Source organism: Lishizhenia tianjinensis (assembly GCF_900116425.1).
Classification (GTDB): Bacteria; Bacteroidota; Bacteroidia; order Flavobacteriales_D; family Crocinitomicaceae; genus Lishizhenia; species Lishizhenia tianjinensis.
The window spans coordinates 354,021-372,078 of record NZ_FPAS01000001.1 but is presented as its reverse complement, the minus strand read 5'-3'; the positions used below and the strand labels follow the sequence as shown (position 1 = coordinate 372,078).

21 protein-coding genes are annotated in these 18,058 nt (G+C 34.9%); 18 read left to right on the top strand and 3 right to left on the bottom strand.

The window, feature by feature from the left end:
- Positions 1-207: 207 nt before the first annotated feature.
- From BM327_RS01690 to BM327_RS01630, 13 genes are all read left to right on the top strand, one after another.
- Positions 208-1,458: a thioredoxin fold domain-containing protein gene (locus tag BM327_RS01690; RefSeq protein WP_090245639.1), complete on the top strand. Its 1,251-nt coding sequence runs from the start codon at positions 208-210 to the stop codon at positions 1,456-1,458.
- A gap of 54 nt (positions 1,459-1,512) precedes the next feature.
- Positions 1,513-1,902, top strand: coding sequence for a hypothetical protein (locus BM327_RS01685; protein WP_090245637.1), 390 nt, complete (start codon positions 1,513-1,515; stop codon positions 1,900-1,902).
- A gap of 56 nt (positions 1,903-1,958) precedes the next feature.
- Positions 1,959-2,705, top strand: coding sequence for a metallophosphoesterase (locus tag BM327_RS01680; protein ID WP_090245635.1), 747 nt, complete (start codon positions 1,959-1,961; stop codon positions 2,703-2,705).
- A gap of 41 nt (positions 2,706-2,746) precedes the next feature.
- The gene (locus tag BM327_RS01675) at positions 2,747-3,271 is read left to right on the top strand and encodes a hypothetical protein (RefSeq protein WP_090245633.1); all 525 of its coding nucleotides are present in this window, start codon (positions 2,747-2,749) and stop codon (positions 3,269-3,271) included.
- A 19-nt stretch (positions 3,272-3,290) separates the two neighbouring features.
- On the top strand, positions 3,291-4,184 hold the full coding sequence (locus BM327_RS01670) for a DUF2262 domain-containing protein (RefSeq protein ID WP_090245631.1): 894 nt from the start codon (positions 3,291-3,293) through the stop codon (positions 4,182-4,184).
- 32 nt (positions 4,185-4,216) lie between these two features.
- Complete coding sequence (locus tag BM327_RS01665) at positions 4,217-4,543, top strand: hypothetical protein (protein WP_090245629.1); 327 nt, start codon at positions 4,217-4,219, stop codon at positions 4,541-4,543.
- Positions 4,544-4,588: 45 nt separating this feature from the next.
- Positions 4,589-4,816, top strand: coding sequence for a hypothetical protein (locus BM327_RS01660; RefSeq protein ID WP_090245627.1), 228 nt, complete (start codon positions 4,589-4,591; stop codon positions 4,814-4,816).
- A gap of 264 nt (positions 4,817-5,080) precedes the next feature.
- On the top strand, positions 5,081-5,620 hold the full coding sequence (locus tag BM327_RS01655; RefSeq protein ID WP_139230204.1) for a hypothetical protein: 540 nt from the start codon (positions 5,081-5,083) through the stop codon (positions 5,618-5,620).
- Positions 5,621-5,659: 39 nt separating this feature from the next.
- The gene (locus BM327_RS01650; protein ID WP_090245623.1) at positions 5,660-6,037 is read left to right on the top strand and encodes a hypothetical protein; all 378 of its coding nucleotides are present in this window, start codon (positions 5,660-5,662) and stop codon (positions 6,035-6,037) included.
- Positions 6,038-6,196: 159 nt separating this feature from the next.
- Positions 6,197-6,499, top strand: a complete 303-nt coding sequence (locus BM327_RS01645) for a hypothetical protein (protein ID WP_090245621.1) — start codon at positions 6,197-6,199, stop codon at positions 6,497-6,499.
- Positions 6,500-6,615: 116 nt separating this feature from the next.
- Positions 6,616-7,710, top strand: coding sequence for a hypothetical protein (locus tag BM327_RS01640; RefSeq protein WP_090245619.1), 1,095 nt, complete (start codon positions 6,616-6,618; stop codon positions 7,708-7,710).
- A gap of 115 nt (positions 7,711-7,825) precedes the next feature.
- Entirely contained in the window at positions 7,826-8,371 is a 546-nt protein-coding gene (locus tag BM327_RS01635) for a GNAT family N-acetyltransferase (RefSeq protein ID WP_090245617.1), read from the top strand.
- A 191-nt stretch (positions 8,372-8,562) separates the two neighbouring features.
- Positions 8,563-9,606 (top strand): sensor histidine kinase, encoded by a 1,044-nt coding sequence (locus BM327_RS01630; protein WP_090245615.1) that lies wholly within the window; start codon positions 8,563-8,565, stop codon positions 9,604-9,606.
- A 12-nt stretch (positions 9,607-9,618) separates the two neighbouring features.
- On the opposite strand, the gene BM327_RS01625 is transcribed toward BM327_RS01630, so the two are convergent.
- A complete protein-coding gene (locus tag BM327_RS01625) occupies positions 9,619-10,083 on the bottom strand; it encodes a hypothetical protein (protein WP_090245613.1) in 465 nt (154 codons plus the stop codon).
- A 4-nt stretch (positions 10,084-10,087) separates the two neighbouring features.
- Entirely contained in the window at positions 10,088-12,736 is a 2,649-nt protein-coding gene (locus BM327_RS01620) for an ankyrin repeat domain-containing protein (protein WP_090245611.1), read from the bottom strand.
- Positions 12,737-12,889: 153 nt separating this feature from the next.
- On the opposite strand from BM327_RS01620, the gene BM327_RS01615 reads away from it, so the two are divergent.
- From BM327_RS01615 to BM327_RS01590, 5 genes are all read left to right on the top strand, one after another.
- A complete protein-coding gene (locus BM327_RS01615) occupies positions 12,890-13,435 on the top strand; it encodes a hypothetical protein (RefSeq protein WP_090245607.1) in 546 nt (181 codons plus the stop codon).
- Between the two features lie 719 nt (positions 13,436-14,154).
- Complete coding sequence (locus BM327_RS01605) at positions 14,155-14,742, top strand: acyl carrier protein (protein WP_090245603.1); 588 nt, start codon at positions 14,155-14,157, stop codon at positions 14,740-14,742.
- A gap of 30 nt (positions 14,743-14,772) precedes the next feature.
- Positions 14,773-15,336: a Crp/Fnr family transcriptional regulator gene (locus BM327_RS01600; RefSeq protein WP_090245601.1), complete on the top strand. Its 564-nt coding sequence runs from the start codon at positions 14,773-14,775 to the stop codon at positions 15,334-15,336.
- 60 nt (positions 15,337-15,396) lie between these two features.
- Positions 15,397-16,008 (top strand): hypothetical protein, encoded by a 612-nt coding sequence (locus BM327_RS01595; RefSeq protein ID WP_090245599.1) that lies wholly within the window; start codon positions 15,397-15,399, stop codon positions 16,006-16,008.
- A 152-nt stretch (positions 16,009-16,160) separates the two neighbouring features.
- Positions 16,161-16,940, top strand: coding sequence for a hypothetical protein (locus BM327_RS01590; protein ID WP_090245597.1), 780 nt, complete (start codon positions 16,161-16,163; stop codon positions 16,938-16,940).
- 98 nt (positions 16,941-17,038) lie between these two features.
- Here BM327_RS01590 and BM327_RS01585 read toward each other — a convergent pair whose 3' ends face one another.
- On the bottom strand, positions 17,039-18,052 hold the full coding sequence (locus BM327_RS01585) for a S41 family peptidase (protein WP_090245595.1): 1,014 nt from the start codon (positions 18,050-18,052) through the stop codon (positions 17,039-17,041).
- Positions 18,053-18,058 lie beyond the last annotated feature (6 nt).

The following is an 18,058-nucleotide window of genomic DNA, read 5'->3' as shown; positions in this document are numbered from 1 at the left end:
ATTTAAAGGAATTTATAACTGACAGATATTGATAAAAAACAATCTTAAAAAAAATACTACTGGAAAAATAAAAACATGTTCTTAGATATAAAATGTTACTTTCTTAAGCTCTTCCGTAACTTAATTGAATTAAATAACTTTATGGAAAAAGAGGTTAAAGGTCAAAGAGATTAAAACCCTAAAAACCAAACTATAAAAAACTCAACTATGAAACTAATCACTACATTACTTTGTCTTTTCACGCTCATTAATTCTAGCAAAGCTTCAGATAGCACGATTATCTTTAGAGATATCCCTTACTCAAGTGTTTTTGAAGTGGCTAAGCAAGAAAACAAACCTGTACTGCTCTACTTTCACTTTAATGGATGTGGGGGCTGTATAAACATGGAAAAGAATGTTTTTGTGGACAGTGCCGTTGCCAATTTTTACAACAAAAACTTTATTTGCTTTGAGGTAAATACCCGAGAAGGTGAAGGTATAGAAACCAATAAAATTTATGGTATACAAATGCATCCTACCTTTCTTTTCTTAGATAAAACAGGAGAAGATGTCCATAAAATTGTTGGTTCTTTTAGTCCAGTTCAATTTATACAAGAAGCCAAAAACGCATTGGAGCAAAAAAATACATTAAACAGTTATATAGAACAATATCAACAAGGAAATAGAGACCCTAAATTTCTTTTGGACTATTGTTACCGACTCCAAGATGCTTATGAAATTGATTCACTGCATATCGTTGAGTATATAAATACACAATCTAAGGCGGACTTAGCGCAAGAGCACAACATTAAATTCATCTATGAATTTGCCATCTATCATTATGATATATTCATGCCTTACGACAGTGAAGCTTTTCAATTTATGCTGCAGAATCAGGACTTATTTGCAAAATACTTTGACCCAGAACAGGTGGAGACAAGAATTGTTTGGATACTCAGCAGTGCTATTTATGAGGCCATTGAAAATCAAGATGAGAAAAGATTTAATATGTTGATGGAAAAGAGAAGTCCTTACGACACGGGGAAAACTTATTTATTCAAGGAAATGGATGGCAGAACTACTGGAATAATGACCAGTAAATCTTTGGCCTTAACTTCTCTAATGCTCTATTACAAAAAGGCTGGAGACACAGTGAAGTACCAGGAAACCCTTGAACGTTACATCTCCAAAATATGGGATGATGCTGAAGCTTTGAATCAAATAGCTTGGAATTATTATGAGCAATACAACGATGCTCAACAAATATCATTGGCCATAACTTGGGTAAAAAGATCTATAGCGCTAGACAGCAATTATGCTAACCATGATACCTACGCTGCCTTACTCTACAAATTAAAAGATTACAAATCATCTTTAGAACAGGCTGAAATAGCCATAGATATCGCCAAGGAAAAAGGATTGAATTATCAAGAGACCACTAATTTGATAAGGAAAATACAACAGGAATTTGAAAAATAAAAAAGGGTTGATTCGAGGAAGTACAGGCTTGGTGAATATGAAAAACTACCCTCTATGAAGAAAATTATTATTTGTTTTATACTATCCTTATTTGCGAGTATAGGATGGGCATGTAATTGTCCTTTTCCAGGAAGTGCAAAAGCAGAAATGAAAAAACACGAGGTCGTTATAATTGGAAAAGTTATTTCTGAAAAATGGATAAATGCCAACGATGGAGAGTATTACATCTATACTTTTCAAATCAAAGAAATTTTAAAAGGAGAAATTAAAACCCAATTAATTTCTATAAAAACAGCACCTCCTTCTCCATCTTGCAGTTTTCCTTTTAAATTAGAAAAAAACTATGTTATTTACGCAAATAAAGTGGGTGAAGAATTAACCACGAGTCAATGTACCCGTAATACAAGACACTGGCGAAAAGAGAAAAAGGCACTGGAGGATTGATTGCATGAACATAAAATTTGCCCGTTTATCAATTATTGAAAATATTAACTAATTAAATGAGAATACAAATCATTAGCGATTTACACCAAGAATTCGGATTAACAGATTTGTCTTTTGATCAGGCTGACATCGTAATTTTTGCCGGTGATATTAATCTTGGAACTAAGGGCATAGAATGGATGAAATCAACTTTAAAGAACAAACCCATCCTTTACGTGCTAGGAAATCACGAATATTACAAAGGATCTTATCCAAAAACACTGCATAAAATTCAAGCTCTTTCTGAATCAACCCATATTCACGTCTTAGAAAATAAAGCAATCACACTTGATGGTATACGTTTTCATGGTGCCACATTATGGACGGATTTTTCACTTTTTGGAAATCCTAAAATTTATGGTTCACTCTGCCAAAGTAAAATGAACGACTACAAGAAAATTCGTCGTGATCCAAGTTATTCCAAACTGAGATCTATAGATACTTACCAGATCCATAACAAATCAGTGAAGTGGCTAGCGCTTAGTTTGGAAGAAAGTGAAAGTGCCGTCAATGTTGTTATTACACATCACGCTCCGAGTTTGAAGTCTGTACCCCATCAGTTTCAAGAAAATCCTATATCGACCGCATATGCTTCTAACTTAGAGGACTTAATTACAACGTTTCAACCCAATTATTGGATTCATGGTCATATTCACGAACCTAAAAATTATCTAATTGATAAAACACGAATTATTTGGAATCCACATGGATACTTAGACGAACCTTATAATGGATATAACCGAGAATTGATTCTTGAATTGTAAACCTAGGTACTCTTTAATAATTTCACTACTGTTGTAAAACCATGAAAAATATATACTCACTTCTTATTATTGTACTATTCGCTGCATGTTCAAACCCAAATGAAAACGATGCATTCTCCTACTTTGAGGAATGTAAAACAAGTTCTATTGACACCCTAGTAAACCACGAGCTTTTTGAGATTGGTTTTACGAACGAATGGATAGATGACAGTAAATTTAAAATGGTACAGGGAATAGATATCGCGCAATTCGACAAAGATTCTGTAAAAATCGATTTTATGTTAAGCGTACTCCCCTACCAAGATTATTATCTGAAAAGGAATCCGGGTATTGAATATTTTAGCTTTGAGAGGATACAATACAAAGGATTGCAAGGAATTCACCTGATAAGAAATGATCTATTCCCTGGAGATAGCACCGTATACTGGAGGAGTGAAATTAAACTCTATGACACCAAGAAAGAGTATGTCTACCACATGATCTTCGGAAAACGTAACGACCAAAACATAGCGCCCGACTGGTGTGTTTTCGCACCCATTGTAACTTCTTTTGAAGCGAAAAACTAACTGATAGAATCCATCCTAAATGAAACTCTACTTTTTCAATAAAAAGAAAAATGGTTGGGAACTTCCCGACTTATTAGCTCTGTTGGAAAAAAAACCATCGAAATTGGAGAAGTACTCGAAATCCTATGCTTTAAGTGCGCTAAATCTTGCCAAGGACAGGTTTGTAATCATCAGGAAGTACGCTGCTCGGGAGATGAATGGGAAAATTGAAATGCTCAATGCGCATGAGTATTATGATCAAGAAAACTTTCCACTTTCACAGTATGGTATGACCTTGATTTCTATCTCAGAACATGGGGCCTCTAGTCAAAATATATTCCTACCCAATTCCTTAAAATATGCAAAACTAAGCATGGATAAGGATACCATCACCCTCCATCATACCAAAGGAACCACAACCACCAATTACGAAGAACTACATAAATTAGGGTCCATTGAAAACCTCACTCAAAAGGAGATTTTGAATAGATTCAATACTTTACAGAACTACAAAGAAGCTCCTCAACACAATGACAATTCCAAGGTTCTTAAAATAGAAGATAATTTCTTTGGTTGCATCCTATACAATGAAGAGCTCGATTGGTATACCGTAACGAAAGATAGAATTAAATATTCTTTCAAGAATACGACCATGGATCAACTCAAAATCAACATCAAAAACACTCAAAACATTGCGATCGATTTAGAGGATATTGAAAGTAAAATGATAGCAGAGATGTTACCTTATGTATACGAAACTCATTTAGCCAATGCAGAAGAATTCAAAAAACAAATTAGATGCTATGGAGTAACAATATTCGAAGATGGAAGTGCTCACCTCTACTATAAAGTGAATGATTTATTTGGTGACCATGAAATTCAAGTTACACTCAACCCAGAACATGCCTATTTTTCTGCAGACACGGTGGGTTAATACATATCCCCCCCTCATTTTAAATCTTATCTATGTCCTTAACTAAAAAAAAGAGTCGTTCAATTACGGTAAAAAACAAAACCTACAGGTACAGCATATCTCAAAGTTCTACGGCGAATCCTGAAATCTTCCAACTTAAGGTAACCATACAAATCGCTTCTGGAACAGGATCCTATTTAGTTGTAGAAGGCTTTCAAACTCGAGATTTTTGGCTAGATGCCTCTAATATAGATAAACATGATTCGAGGGAATACATCACTTTAACACCTGCAGATATAGCAAAATTCATACACGAAGCATTGAAATTGGGGTGGAAACCAGATGAAAAAGGTGCTGCTTTTCGTTTAAACAAAAAATAATCAATTAACCTTCAAGCATCAGAAATTCATTAGTAATTTTATATCATGAAACCACTTCTACTTTTCCTTTTTGTAACATTTTACAACCTTCTTCTTAGTCAAGGCAACTATCTATACGTTGAAACAATAACTGAGGATGAAGATTTCGCTTTTCCATTAGTCCTAGCGAAAGACAGTTTGGTTGAACTCAAAATCAACACTTACTTACAATTGGCTGAACTTGAACTTTTAAAAGGGCATGAAAAAGAGCATATATTTGAACGCGTAAACTGAGAAATTGAAACCCTATATGGTAGAAAGGTTGATATCAAATATGAAATACTACAAAACTCATCACATAATTTTTCTGTAAAATTTGATGAAATAAGTTCTGGCATTACTGTACGCTATTGGTCCAGGTACTACAATTTCAATCCTCAAAATGGCGAGCGGTATTTTCAGCAAGATTTTTTTGACAGCACAGCATTTAAAAGCTTCCAAAAAATTCTCACAACCAAAAGAATAAGCAAGCTAAAATCTGAACTTAACAAAGCAGGGATGACTGAATACCACCAAAAATTTTTAGAAAGCATGATTAGCTCCATTACAGATGATGGACTTTCTGAATTTTATTTCACAAAGGATTCCATTTATGTAGATAGTGATCATTTGTTAACCAAACATGAGAAATTTATGGAACTAGATCATCTCACTGCTATAGCAATTTCGGACATCAAATACTTATTGAACGCACATGGAAAAGGAGCTTTACTTACAGGAAATAGGCTTTCCTCCTATTATTCTCAACATGAGCCACAGCTTTATTTCGGTAAGATTGATCATAAATACCCCTTTGTTCTTTTATATAAACCCTCAAATCAAAATACCTGCTACGGAATCTATGCTTATCAAAAATATGGTTTAGGCATCAACCTAGAAGGAGAATACAATTTAAATACTTTCACAATGAAGGAATGGGATTTCTATACAGAATCCACTGGAAAAATAAGTTTTGAGAAAACAGGTAAAGGATTAACAGGTACATGGACCGATTCTAAATCCAACAACTCACTGAATTTTGAAGCAATAAGAAAGTAAAGTTCTTCCCAAAGCAAAAATACTATACGTCATTTAAACATGAAATTTAATCACAAAATCACCATAGACTTTGAAGACTTTTTTAGGACAGGAAAATTTGATTACCTGCAACTGGGTAAAACCAAGGAATGGGTGCTCAATAATTTTCCGGATCCTGATGGAATGGAAGATGATAAAGAAACCATTGATAGAGATATATGGTTTTACGGCAATTTAGAACTCCATTTTGAAGAGGATAAACTGTTCTTGATATATTCAGATTACATCACTGAACTGAGCGGTGGAGAACAGTTGGAATTGAAAAAATCCTTTCTTGAAAACATCGATGAGCTTAAGCTGATAGACATCCTATCTCAACTGAACAAGCTTCACATAGATTTTATAAAAAAACGATTAAAGTTGAGCCAAAAAAATTGAACTTATTCTTCAAAGTGGCGTTGAACTGACCTTTGCCTTAGAAGAGAAACACACAGAAGATTATTCTACTTATCTACAACGTGTAAAAATGACGAATCAGAATGAATTTACTTTGAGTGCTTTTAGTTTTTCCAAAAACGCTTAAACACACCTAAATGAATGAAAATTAAAAAGAAGCATCTCCTTCTCACCCTTCTCTTTGTTATTGCCAATGTCTTGATCTACGTTAGTATACTCCCCTATGCACAACATACGGCCAATCAACATATGAATTGTGGTCCTGCAATTGGATATTTGTTTTATGCTTTAAGCTTCGTTTTCATTCTCTTAGGGGGATATCAATTCCTTAAAACCAAAACCGTCCTTTCCTTTCTAGTATTTTTCACTCTTGCGCTAATCAGCAGCTATTGGGGCTATCAATTTCAGAACCTTCAATGTTTAAAATGTGCCTTGGGAGGATGAATAAAAGCATACAAAGATTTGATTTTTAAAACCATCGCATCACCTAAAAACCAAGGTAAGATGAAGTATTATTTTTCGTATATTTCCTTCACACTTCATATAACAAAGAACACCCTATGCAAATCAAAACCATCTTTTTGTCCCTAATCCTTGGAAGTACCCTTACCAATTGTACCACTGAATCCCCCCTAAAAATAGAACCTTTACAGGCCTTAGCTCCGGTGGATTCACTTCTAAATACGCTCGCAACACCTACTCAAAATTTCACAGTTCCTTCTGATACTTTGAGCACAATTACGGGAGAAAAAGGTACGGTTATTCATGTAGATCCAAGTCAGCTAGAAACAATGGATGGTTCTCCAATAGGGAACACAATAGACGTTAAGCTATTGGAATTGACAGACCAAGCGAGCATGCTTACGCATAACACACCTACAGTTTCTAATGGAAAAATGCTGGTAACAGGTGGAGCTTATTACATCAATATGAGCGCTGAAGGTAAATCGTTAAAGATAAAAGAAGGTCAAGGTCTGGCTGTTGAATTTCCGAAACTAACGGAGGATGAAATGAGACTTTTTGTGGGTCAGCGAGATAGTTTGGGTCAAATCAACTGGGTAGCTACCAAAGATAATTTTCAAGCAAAAGAATTAGAAGAGCCTGTAGAACCCAAAGAACCGGTTAAAAAGAAAGTAAAAAGACAGACCACGGCCATAGATGCTATTTTTGATTTTGTTGACGGTAAAGAATTGGAAGATTTTACAGAAGCCGAATATACTGAATACCAGAAACAACGAGAAGAATATGAGCAGAACCTTATCGCCTTTGAGCAAATGAATAGAACTTATGCGGCTGTCGACTTATCTACTTTCGGTTTCATCAATTGCGATCGTTTTTACGAGGATACTAGACCCAAAGTGAACCAAGCTTTGATCGTTCAAAATGAATCTATTATGAGCGCCCGTTTCTATGCTGTTTTTAAAGATATCAACAGTTTGATGCAAGTGAATTATTGGAAGGGACATGCCGACACCCTTTATTTCAACCAATTACCAGAGGGTGAAGATTTGATAATTATAGGTATTAGTTCATTAAATCAGCAAGCCCAGTATTTTGAAGCTACAGTAAAAGCGAGTAATACAGCTCTTCCGGTCAGTTTCAAGCCCATTGACCAAAACGAATTGAAAACAAAAATTAACGCCCTAAATAAATGAAACGAACAAAAAACAAGCTCTTCTTAATCACATGCCTAAGTCTTCTACCGCTTATTGTAGGATGTTCACTTCTTTCATCCTTGAAGTTCTAACAATGTAAAGGAACTTTCAACTTATGCCCTTTCCTCTTCCACGACTTGAGATCAAATCACTTTCGCAAAAGGACTTTCCTTATTTTGTTGAATTGGTCACTGCTCCTGAAATTGTAAACCCCGTTCCTCATGAACCTTGGTCAAAAGAAAAAATTGATGAGAATTTTAAGGAATTCTCGAAGTATCAGGAATATTCCGAAGCTAAAAGCAGAGCGGTCTGGGGAATCTTTGAGCAAGGAAAAAAGGAATTAATTGGACTCTGCGCCCTACTGCGTAACGATGAAGACCAACCCGAAATTGGCTATCGTTTCCGTAAGAAATATTGGGGTAAAGGTTACGCCACTGAGCTAACCCAGGGGATGATACACTACTGCTTTAAGAACTTAGGATTAGAACTTGTTACCGCTGATGTAAATATTGAAAATATAGGATCTGTAAAAGTCTTGGAGAAATGTTTTACGCCTGTACGTGAATTTTACAATGAAAGGGATAAGTCCACAGATAGACGTTACCAACTGCTCAAAGAAGACTACAACACATTATGCCAGAATAAGGGCAACATCCATTAATTGCATAATTTCAGCTAAACATAAACTATTAACTTTCAATAAGTTTATAAAATTGGCATTACAAGTCCTCGTTAATTTTTCAAGGAAGAAAATAAAATTCAATTTATTAAAACCGTATATTGGTCACGAAAATCCTTCCGCTTATCGCAACAACCTACATACACACTTGATAATTAACGGTATAACAATAAATGAATCTTTACGCAAAACTTTCGAAAGTAGGCTTTCTTAAAAACTATGCATCCAAATTTCTAGCTGTCGCTTTCTTAGGAATTCACGTGCCGTTAATAGGAATAATTTTGTTCGTTATTTTCAACGAAGGAGCACTTTCATCCACTTCTGTAATCGTTTTAACTCTATTACTTACTCTTGCCGCAACAGGAGTTACTCTTTATGTGCTCAACAAATTATTGGCTCCCCTAAAATTGGCAAAGTCATCCTTAAAGAACTATTTAGAGAATCAAGAAATACCCCAATTACCACTGGATTATAAGGATGAAGTTGGAGAGCTCTTGAAGGATTTACAATTTTCTATTCAAACCCTTGATCAGCTCTTAGAGACCAAACAAAATACCATAGAGGTTTTATCACACGACTTAAGGAGTCCTTCGATTACCATCAATATGCTCACCGATATGCTTCAAAAAAAGAAAAGTGATGAAGAAAAAGCTGTGGTCATAGAGCATATCAAAACCACGGTAAATGAGCAGTTACAATTGATAAGTTCTACCTTGGAAAACCTTAAAAATGAAACCCAAACCAATGGGAAACTTCACAAAGAGCAATTGAAACTAAAGGAAATACTCCTAGAGGTAATAGCCTCGCAAAAAGTGGCCATGGAGAACAAAAACATTCAACTCAATTTCAACCCTTCCTCCGAATTACCTTTTACAGGAAATGAAGCTGCATTTCGTCAGGTATTTGCCAACCTGATTAACAACGCCATTAAATTTTCTGAGCTCAACAGTGAAATAAAAATTATTGCAAAAATCTTGGACAAAGAGATGCATATAGACTTTGTAGACCAAGGTTTAGGCTTCGATAAGAAAGATGCAGAAGCTTTATTCAAACCTTTTACTGAACACTCGCGCAAAGGAACCCAGGATGAAATGAGCGGTGGAATGGGGCTTTTTATCTCACGACGCTTTATCAACAAACATTCTGGTACTTTAGAAGCAAGCAGTGAGGGTCCCAACAAAGGATCTACCTTTAGTATACAGTTGCCGTTGAATTAATTACTTTCTGACCTACTTGTAGTCTGAATTCAATGATGATGGAGTTAAATATTCACTAACATTCTGCCCTTCAAGAGTGTACATAGCGCCAGAAACTGGGTCTACTAACAACAATCCTAATGCTCCACCACCAAATAAAATATTCCAACCATAAAGCCCATCTACTCTTGGCCTCAAGACAAAGTATTTTGGATCAAAACCGGGTTGTTCAATCTTAATGTGATAGACAAACCGCTTAAAATAGAATCCTCCAGCTTTAAGCACCACCTGTTCTGGGCACCTCCCCTCCCTGAGCAATTCACCATACTCTGTAAAAATCTTATAAGTGGCTCCAGTTGAATTTTGAGGTAAAATGTTTGTAGTTTCTATAGAAACAATTGACTCATTTCCATTCACAATAGTAGCACACGAGTTTGTACCACATACTAGTATTAACAGTGAAAGTGCTTTAAATATTCTCTTTTTTAAAATGATCATTTTACTACCTTTTTTTTAATACATCTACATAAGACTTGAACCCCTCTTTTTTTGCATAAGCTAAAGCCGAAATTCCGAATTTATTAGTAAGTCTGGGATTTGCACCATATTCACACAAAACTAATAAAGTGGACAATCCACTATTTAAATGCAAAGCATAGTGCAAGGGGGTATTTCCCTCTGTATCCATTTGATTGGGATCAAGCCATCCCCTTTTAAGCAGTAAATCCAAGAGCTCCAAAGTTGAATTCTCAATACAATAGTGTATTAAACCTTTTCCATTTTCATCTAAGGTATTCAAATCGAAACCTGACAACGCTAAATTGCTTCTACAAATATCAATAGGACTAAGTTTGCTAATGGTTGCATAGATACTTTCAATTTGGTTAGCACATACAAACTTAAAATCAAGTTCCTTCAGTTTTAGAAAAAAATCGACATCATCTACCTCCATACAAATTTGATATAAGCTCCTTCCATTAATTACCATACTTTTATCTGAAATATAATCTAACAGTAGAAACTTCTCTTCGCTTTCCAAGCCATAATTCAAGTAACATTCAATCATTTTTTGGTCGTCTAACATATTTGAAGAAAGCGCCTTTAACATTAGATTCTTATCATTATTTTTAAGCCCAGCACTCAACAAATATTCAGCTATTTTTTTTTCATCCTGATGGTTATTAATAGTGACAATCTGATATGATACACCTTCGTTTAATAACCAAACAAAAACATCTGGGCTATTAAATTTAAAAGCATAAGAAGCTGCCTTATTATTTAGTTTTTCTTTGTCAGTTTGGATTGATTTATTTATCATTTTAAAAACATCTAAAGCATTGTATTTAGCGGCTAGTAAATAATAGTCCGCCATTTTTGATGTAAACACATCAGAATATTGATCAATTAAATATTCGAAGCACTGATTACTTTTAAGAGCAATACTATAGGATAAAGGCCACATAGAGATCAAATCAGAGGAAGCGGTTGGTAAGACATTCACAATCCCAGCTTGCATTAGAAAAAGTACATTATCCTCTCTTATCGCTTTATAATATTGATGGTTAAACTCATTCTCCAGTTCCAACAACATTTCATCCTCCTCAAAATCTGTTAGTAGCAATTCTTTTGCTGCATATAAATCTGCTATTCGATGTGGTAAATTATTTGTAGCCACTTTTGCTCGCATAATCAATGCTCGTGGAGAATTGGTTTCTGAAATTTCTTGATTTAACAAGTTAATTGCTGACTCTTTAAAGGGATTATAATTAAGTTGATCAAAATAGTCTAACTTCCTTTCTACCATATCCATTCTGGTTATACTAGAGTTTTCTGAAACTTCCTTAGGAATTCCACATCGATTAGAAGGGTTAAACCAACTTGCATCTTTATAATTAAAGCTACTGCGTAATTCGTTTTCTAAACACAGATAATATTTGGCATATTCGAAAGCAAGGGACTCATCTTTCAATGATTCTGCAAATGCTGCTTGATCTAAGAAAGTGAAACGTGCTTTACTATACTCGGTCAAAAGCTCGTTCCCGAATTGATTAAACATTTTTTGCTTTGCTAATTCAGCCGCTTTCAACTCCCTTTTTGCTTCCATTGATGAACCTATCGTCACAGCCGCAGTAAAACCAACAGATAGGAGGTCAACAGTTAAATCCTCCTTAGTACCCGTACTATTATTTAAAATTTGAAAGGTTGAATTGTAAAACGCCTCATTGGTTTGTTTCACCCTCATTTTATAAGCGTTGATAATATTCTCAGTATTTTGTAAGGCTTCTTGTGGAGAACTCGAAGTTCGGATTTGAGAAATATCTACTTGAACCGGTTGAACCTTAGAAAATTGGTGATAAATTATATCTAAGTTTTGAGTGCTTGATTGCTCATAATTGTTCATCCTAGTTTGAAAATCAAGAAGCTCAGTAGATTTATTTTCCGTTGGGGTAGAACTAAACGAATTGGATCTAGTGTTGTTTGTATTGTCATTGGGTTCCGCAGCGTTTTCTATTTCAGTAGAGTTATCTAAGGCTTTATTTTCCGCTTTTTCTTCTAGATTTTGTAAATATTTATCAATGATATGTTGTCCCATTTCCAAGGAAATCTTCACCTCTGTTACTTCAAATTTTAAATTTGCTTCAGCTATTAAATTTCCGATTGAAAAATCTGTACTTCCTTTTTTACGAAGTGCTTCCTTGGCTTTATTCAGATATGTATTCGAAATAATCATTGCGGTATTCTTTTTAATGACCCCATGATTAATGTTCATGTATTCTGTTTTACTCTCCGACCCGTATTTTGAGGAAACCGTATAATCAAGTCTAATTTTAAATCTAAATTTGGACAAATCTTCTTTTAATTGTCCGGGTTGTATGATAATAGACGATTTAAAATTCCCATTTCTTCTCCAATAGGAAAAACCTTGAAAAGTTGCCTCACCAGCAAGTCTATATTGTAAATCCTTGTCTATTTGAACCCAAACATCCGAGTGTAAAATGATTTCATTTAGATTTTCGTGGGCACCTTTATTTCCTTGAATATTTTTAGGTGCTATAACATGATAGGGATAAAGATTAACCCTATCCAATTGCCCCAATAGAGTAAATGAGGATAATACCATGAGAACAATAAGACTTAAGCAGTGTTTCATTTTTAATGAGTTAGTTAGAAACGATGGTTTAAAAATAAGCTTTTAATTAATTATCCTTCTCAACCGATAGGTATTATCTCTTCCTATTTTTCTCAACAAGATGAGATTACTCTTGACTTTTTAATAATATATTCGTCGTAAGAACCAAAATGAATGCACAGAAGAAAAATTAAATTTTTATCCTACCTCGGACTAATGATAACCTTGGTTCTATTCAATTGGTATTTCAGTGACTACGCCTATTTAAGGGGAATTATTTCTGATCACCAACTCGAAAATCCTGATGATATTTATGAATTCATCATCAATGAAACTCCGTCTACACGTGAGAAAAACACAGGTTCTTGCCTCTATTGCTCTCCCCAATATTTACTCGAAGAAAATTTGGCTTTGTCTTGCGATGAAGGCGCCATACTCATTGCGCATCTCTCCTATTTGTTGGGGTATGAAAGTAGATTGGTCGACTTAATAGGTACAGATGGTATTGCCCACCATACCTTGGTAGAAGTACATGTGGATAACACATGGCAGCGTTATGACTATTTATTTGAGCGTAAAAACAGCCCATACACTACAGATGTCAACTTTGAGTTTTCACATCCCTCTTACAGAGCATTTCCCAAATGGTACAACAAACTCATTTATAATTTCTATGGCTTGAAATATTTGGCGGTGAAATTAAGAGGAGCGAGAGGATAACGTTTTAATTCAGAATTAAGAGTTAAGAGTTAAGCGTTTAGAATTATGAATGTGGAATTATGGATAGGCGATTTTAAAAGGTCTAGAGATGTAATTGGGATAAGGATTAATTAATTTATAGGATAAAAACAACCTCATGTACTTCGCTACTTTTCTACAATACTACCTAACAGGTTTTGCTATTTACTCACTGATTTGGATTCTTTTAAAGAAAAAACTCATAAAGCATTCCTCCTTTGATTTTCTAAGCTTTGATACAATTGCGAGTAAGGGAACCGCTTTTTTTTCGCTGCTCTATTTCCTTTTTGTTCTTCTAGATTTCCTACTTCCGCATGAATTGGAGAATACCTATACGCAGCAAACCCTATACGCTGCATCTCCTTACTTCATTCTTCAATGTTTTACTACCGTACTCACCCAAAGCCTTTGGTTTAAACCAATGAGAAAGGGTACAATATTTAGAATTCTAATACTACTGTTGCTTTTTATAGATAAGAGTGAAAGCATTCTTTATCTTACTTCCCTGCATAGAGGAAGTACGTCAACCCCTTTGGTGCTATTTTCGATAAATACGTTTTCACAAGCTCTTTTTGCTGTTGTTGATTTTACACTAACAACCGTGTTTATATATCTCATTTTTAAGCGCACAAGTTTATTAAAAATACAAGCATGAAAAAACCTATTTTACTACAAATAGCAAGATCTAATAAGAAAATATAATGGGCCTAGACAGTGTTGATCTTCTTGTTTCCATAGAAAAAACTTTTAACGTGGAATTCAGTGATTATGAAGCGGCGCATATCCATACCATTGAAGAAATGGTAAACGCGCTTGGTGCTAAAATTACTTTATCAACGGTTGATTCTAAGGTATATGACCAAATTTCGCAACACTTAAAAGCGGAAATAAACTCATTTCTTTCTTGTGAAATAGCGCTAAAACCCCAAAGCTTATTGGGTGATATTTTTCAAACCGAAGTTTTTACAACTATGTGGAACGACTTCAGAAGCCAAAGTTCATTAAAGCTTCCCAAACCAAGTAAAAAAGAGAAATATGCCCATTCTAGATGGAAGGATTTTAAATTCTATACTCAACGCCCTATCCCCGATTTGAATTCATCAAGCTTTGAAACTTTAGTAGCTTGGACCTATTCTTTAAATTGGAAGAAGTTTATTACGATTCAGGAAATATCAGCTTTATATGACGTAAAACGCATACTTTGTGGAATTATAAACGAACAAATAGGAATGGATATCAAAGAAATTCAACTTACAGATTCATTTACTTCAGATTTAGGGATATACTAAAGGAAAGGCTCCTCAGTTAAAAGGTAAATAATGATTGAACTTAAACAACAATTCCCACAACTTTCAGAAAGTTGTTTGGTAGACTTAAAAGAAGCGGTAAATTATATTCAAACCAAAACGAACGAGCTATTGGTTAGAGAAGGTGAATATGCCAACAAAGCTTTTTTCATTCTTGAGGGTAGCGCCAGAGCTTATTATCTAAAGGAAGGTAAAGACATTACCGATTGGTTTGCCTTAGAAAATGACTTTATTAGTGCCATCGTCAGCTTCTTTAGTGCAGAACCGAGTCCACACTTCATTGAAACGTTAGAACCCTCAAAACTTCTAGTTATTTCAAAAGATGCTATAGAAGAGCTAGCAATAAAACACGCTGATTTTGAAGTTTTGTACCGTCAAATTATCACAAATACGATGCTCCAACAACAGCGACGTTTAAATGCAATACTTTTTCAGAGAGCTGAAAATAGGTACCACCAAATGTTGGACAATTACCCCGGAATTACCCAAAGAGTGCCACTCACACATATAGCCTCTTACCTTGGTATCACTCTAGAAACTTTGAGTCGAATAAGGGGAAAACTTCTAAAATCCTAACACAATTTGATTTATATCAAATGACAGCACCTCCCCCCCTAGTAGTTTTGTAAATAAAATATGAAACGTTTTCATTACTTTTCCGGAATTACAATAAGTCTCTTTATTGGGATACATTTATTCAACCACTTCCTCAGTATTTTCTCACCCGAATTGCATATAGAAAAAATGGGAGTTCTAAGAGTAATCTACAGAAATCCCTTTTCAGAACTAATCATATTACTCGCCGTAATTGTTCAGATAACAACAGGAATGCAACTGTTTTTTAAAACTAAAAAAGTAAAAGCCACTCTTTTCGAAAAAATTCAAATTTACTCTGGACTTTATTTAGCTTTCTTTCTACTAATTCATGTAAGCGCAATTCTATTTGGTCGATATCTTTTAGACCTTGATACAAATTTCTATTTTGGGATTGCAGGACTAAATACATTTCCCCATCTCTTATTTTTCCTGCCCTATTATTCGCTCGCCGTATTCGCATTTTTTGGTCATATTGCCTCCATTCACGCCCTCAAAATGAAGAAAAAGTTAGGCGGATTAACACCTCATCAACAAGCTTTTATCCTACTGATTTTGGGTGTACTATTAGGAATTACAATACTCTTAGGGTTGACGAACTTCGGAGAAGGTTACCTCATCCCAAAGGAATACAATATACTCATAGATAAGTAAATGAAGTATATTTTAGTAAGTACAAGTTTACTTCAGAATACATGCAAAAAATAGGAGTTCAATTTATAATAGCCTAGAGATATTTTTGTATTTCTTTAACGCTTTAATGTAGGTTTAATCCATAGATTTGAAACCAACAAAACCCATCTAATATGAAACTTTTAATACTCCTTATCACTACTGCACTTTTGGTAAATAAAAGCGGCTCGTCAATCATTCGTGAATACGTATTGTTAGATAGAAGCACCTATGAATACCAAGGAGAAACACATGCATCCATTACGCCGCGAATGAAAAGCGAAGGTGACTTGAGTCCTTTTAATATGCGCTTTGACTACCTTTTAATAAAGAAAGGTCATTTTTACAAGGCTCCGCATTTTGAAAACACAAAAAAAGTACTTGCGCTCTATCCCGACACTGCAGCAATGGACCAAGCCTTTATGAATTTATTAACCGAAGACACACTACTAAACCATTATTTTCAAACCACTTATGCCGGTATCTTCAACAATGCAGAAATAAAGAAAAGTACTTTTAAAGAAGCTGAGGTGATGGAAGTTGCTGCAAGATTTTTCTATTGTCATGACGTGAATCCAGATACAAGTATTCAATGGCACATTTGTTTAGGGATTAACGAAGTTGAGAAAGGAGATTGGCACGAAGATAGAACCCTCGCGGAGGCTTTTGCCATTGAAGCACTTTTTGATGACCTCCTAGAAAATAATTCCCCCGTTATGAATGATTTCGACCAGAACATAAATAAAGCTCAATCAAAATTCGAAGCAGATCTAATAGACTCAGACCTATATATAAGCAAGGTGCAAAATCAAATTTACCGCGATATGGAGAAGAGCAAAGCTTTAAAAAAGGGACTCCGAAAATATTACAAAAAGCATATAAATGACTTGGCTTTTACGGTAGAGGGTTGGTAAAAGATATACCTCCAATTGTTACTTTAAACCATATAAACCAAAAAGGAAGAGCTTGATTACTCTTCCTTTTTTAATGCTTATCAACCCTATTATTTATCCTAAAACAAACTCAAGGCATGTTCTAAAGTAGCATCTGTTTTAGCTTGCATTTGGGCACTTGTATTTTCTATGAGCACGTCTGGTATAAGTCCTATACCTTCATAATTCATTCCATCATGACTTTCTACCTGTTGTGGACAAACTGAAAAATTCCAGGCATTGGGTAGCTCTCTTAGTATCATAGAGGAAATAGAGCCATTGGTCGTATCTCCTACCGTCGTTACGTTGGGTAAAGTTTGCAAGGCCATAACCAAACGTTCCCCGGCACTTATAGTATATCTATCCGTCAATACCATTATCTTTTTGTCGAAATACTCACCCTCTGGATAGATTTTCCAAGCATAAGGCGCTGTAAAATCATTCGGTCCAGCTCCATTTTTTGTTTTAGAGGTAAAAGCCAAACGTTCTTCCTGCGTAAATCTTCCCATGCGTGAAAAGGCCAGGGTAAAATCCCCTCCTCCATTGTGTCTGAGATCTATAATTAGCCCTTTGGCAGGATCACTGTAACTTAATATTTCATCCATTCCTTCCCAGTTATCAGAAGTCCATACCATGTGCACATAAGCAATATCATTCTCTATCATACCATAGGTATTGAAACCGTAACCGTTCACCTCGTAATCGTCCTTCAAATATTTACTTTTAATGAGTTCCAAATCAAACAGGTCATCCTCTAATCGCGTTTGATAATATATGTTAGGGGTATATTGTATTTCATTGGGAGCTATAAGTTTAACGTGACCATCATTTAAAGGCGCGACCATGTCCTTCAATCTTTCAAATAAATCTGCATCACTCATTTCATCGCTTACCATAGGTCTGTAGGTATTGTACTGATCTTCCCAGTTTACATTTCTCTGATCAAACAACACATAATCTTCTTGATAGGCCTTATAGAAGTAATCAAAAATTGCAGTTTGTGAATTTTCGGGTTGGGGTTGAAAAGTCATTTTTTTACAAGCACTTGCGCTTACAAGCAAAACACTGAATACGATGTATAAAGAATATTTCATTTTTTC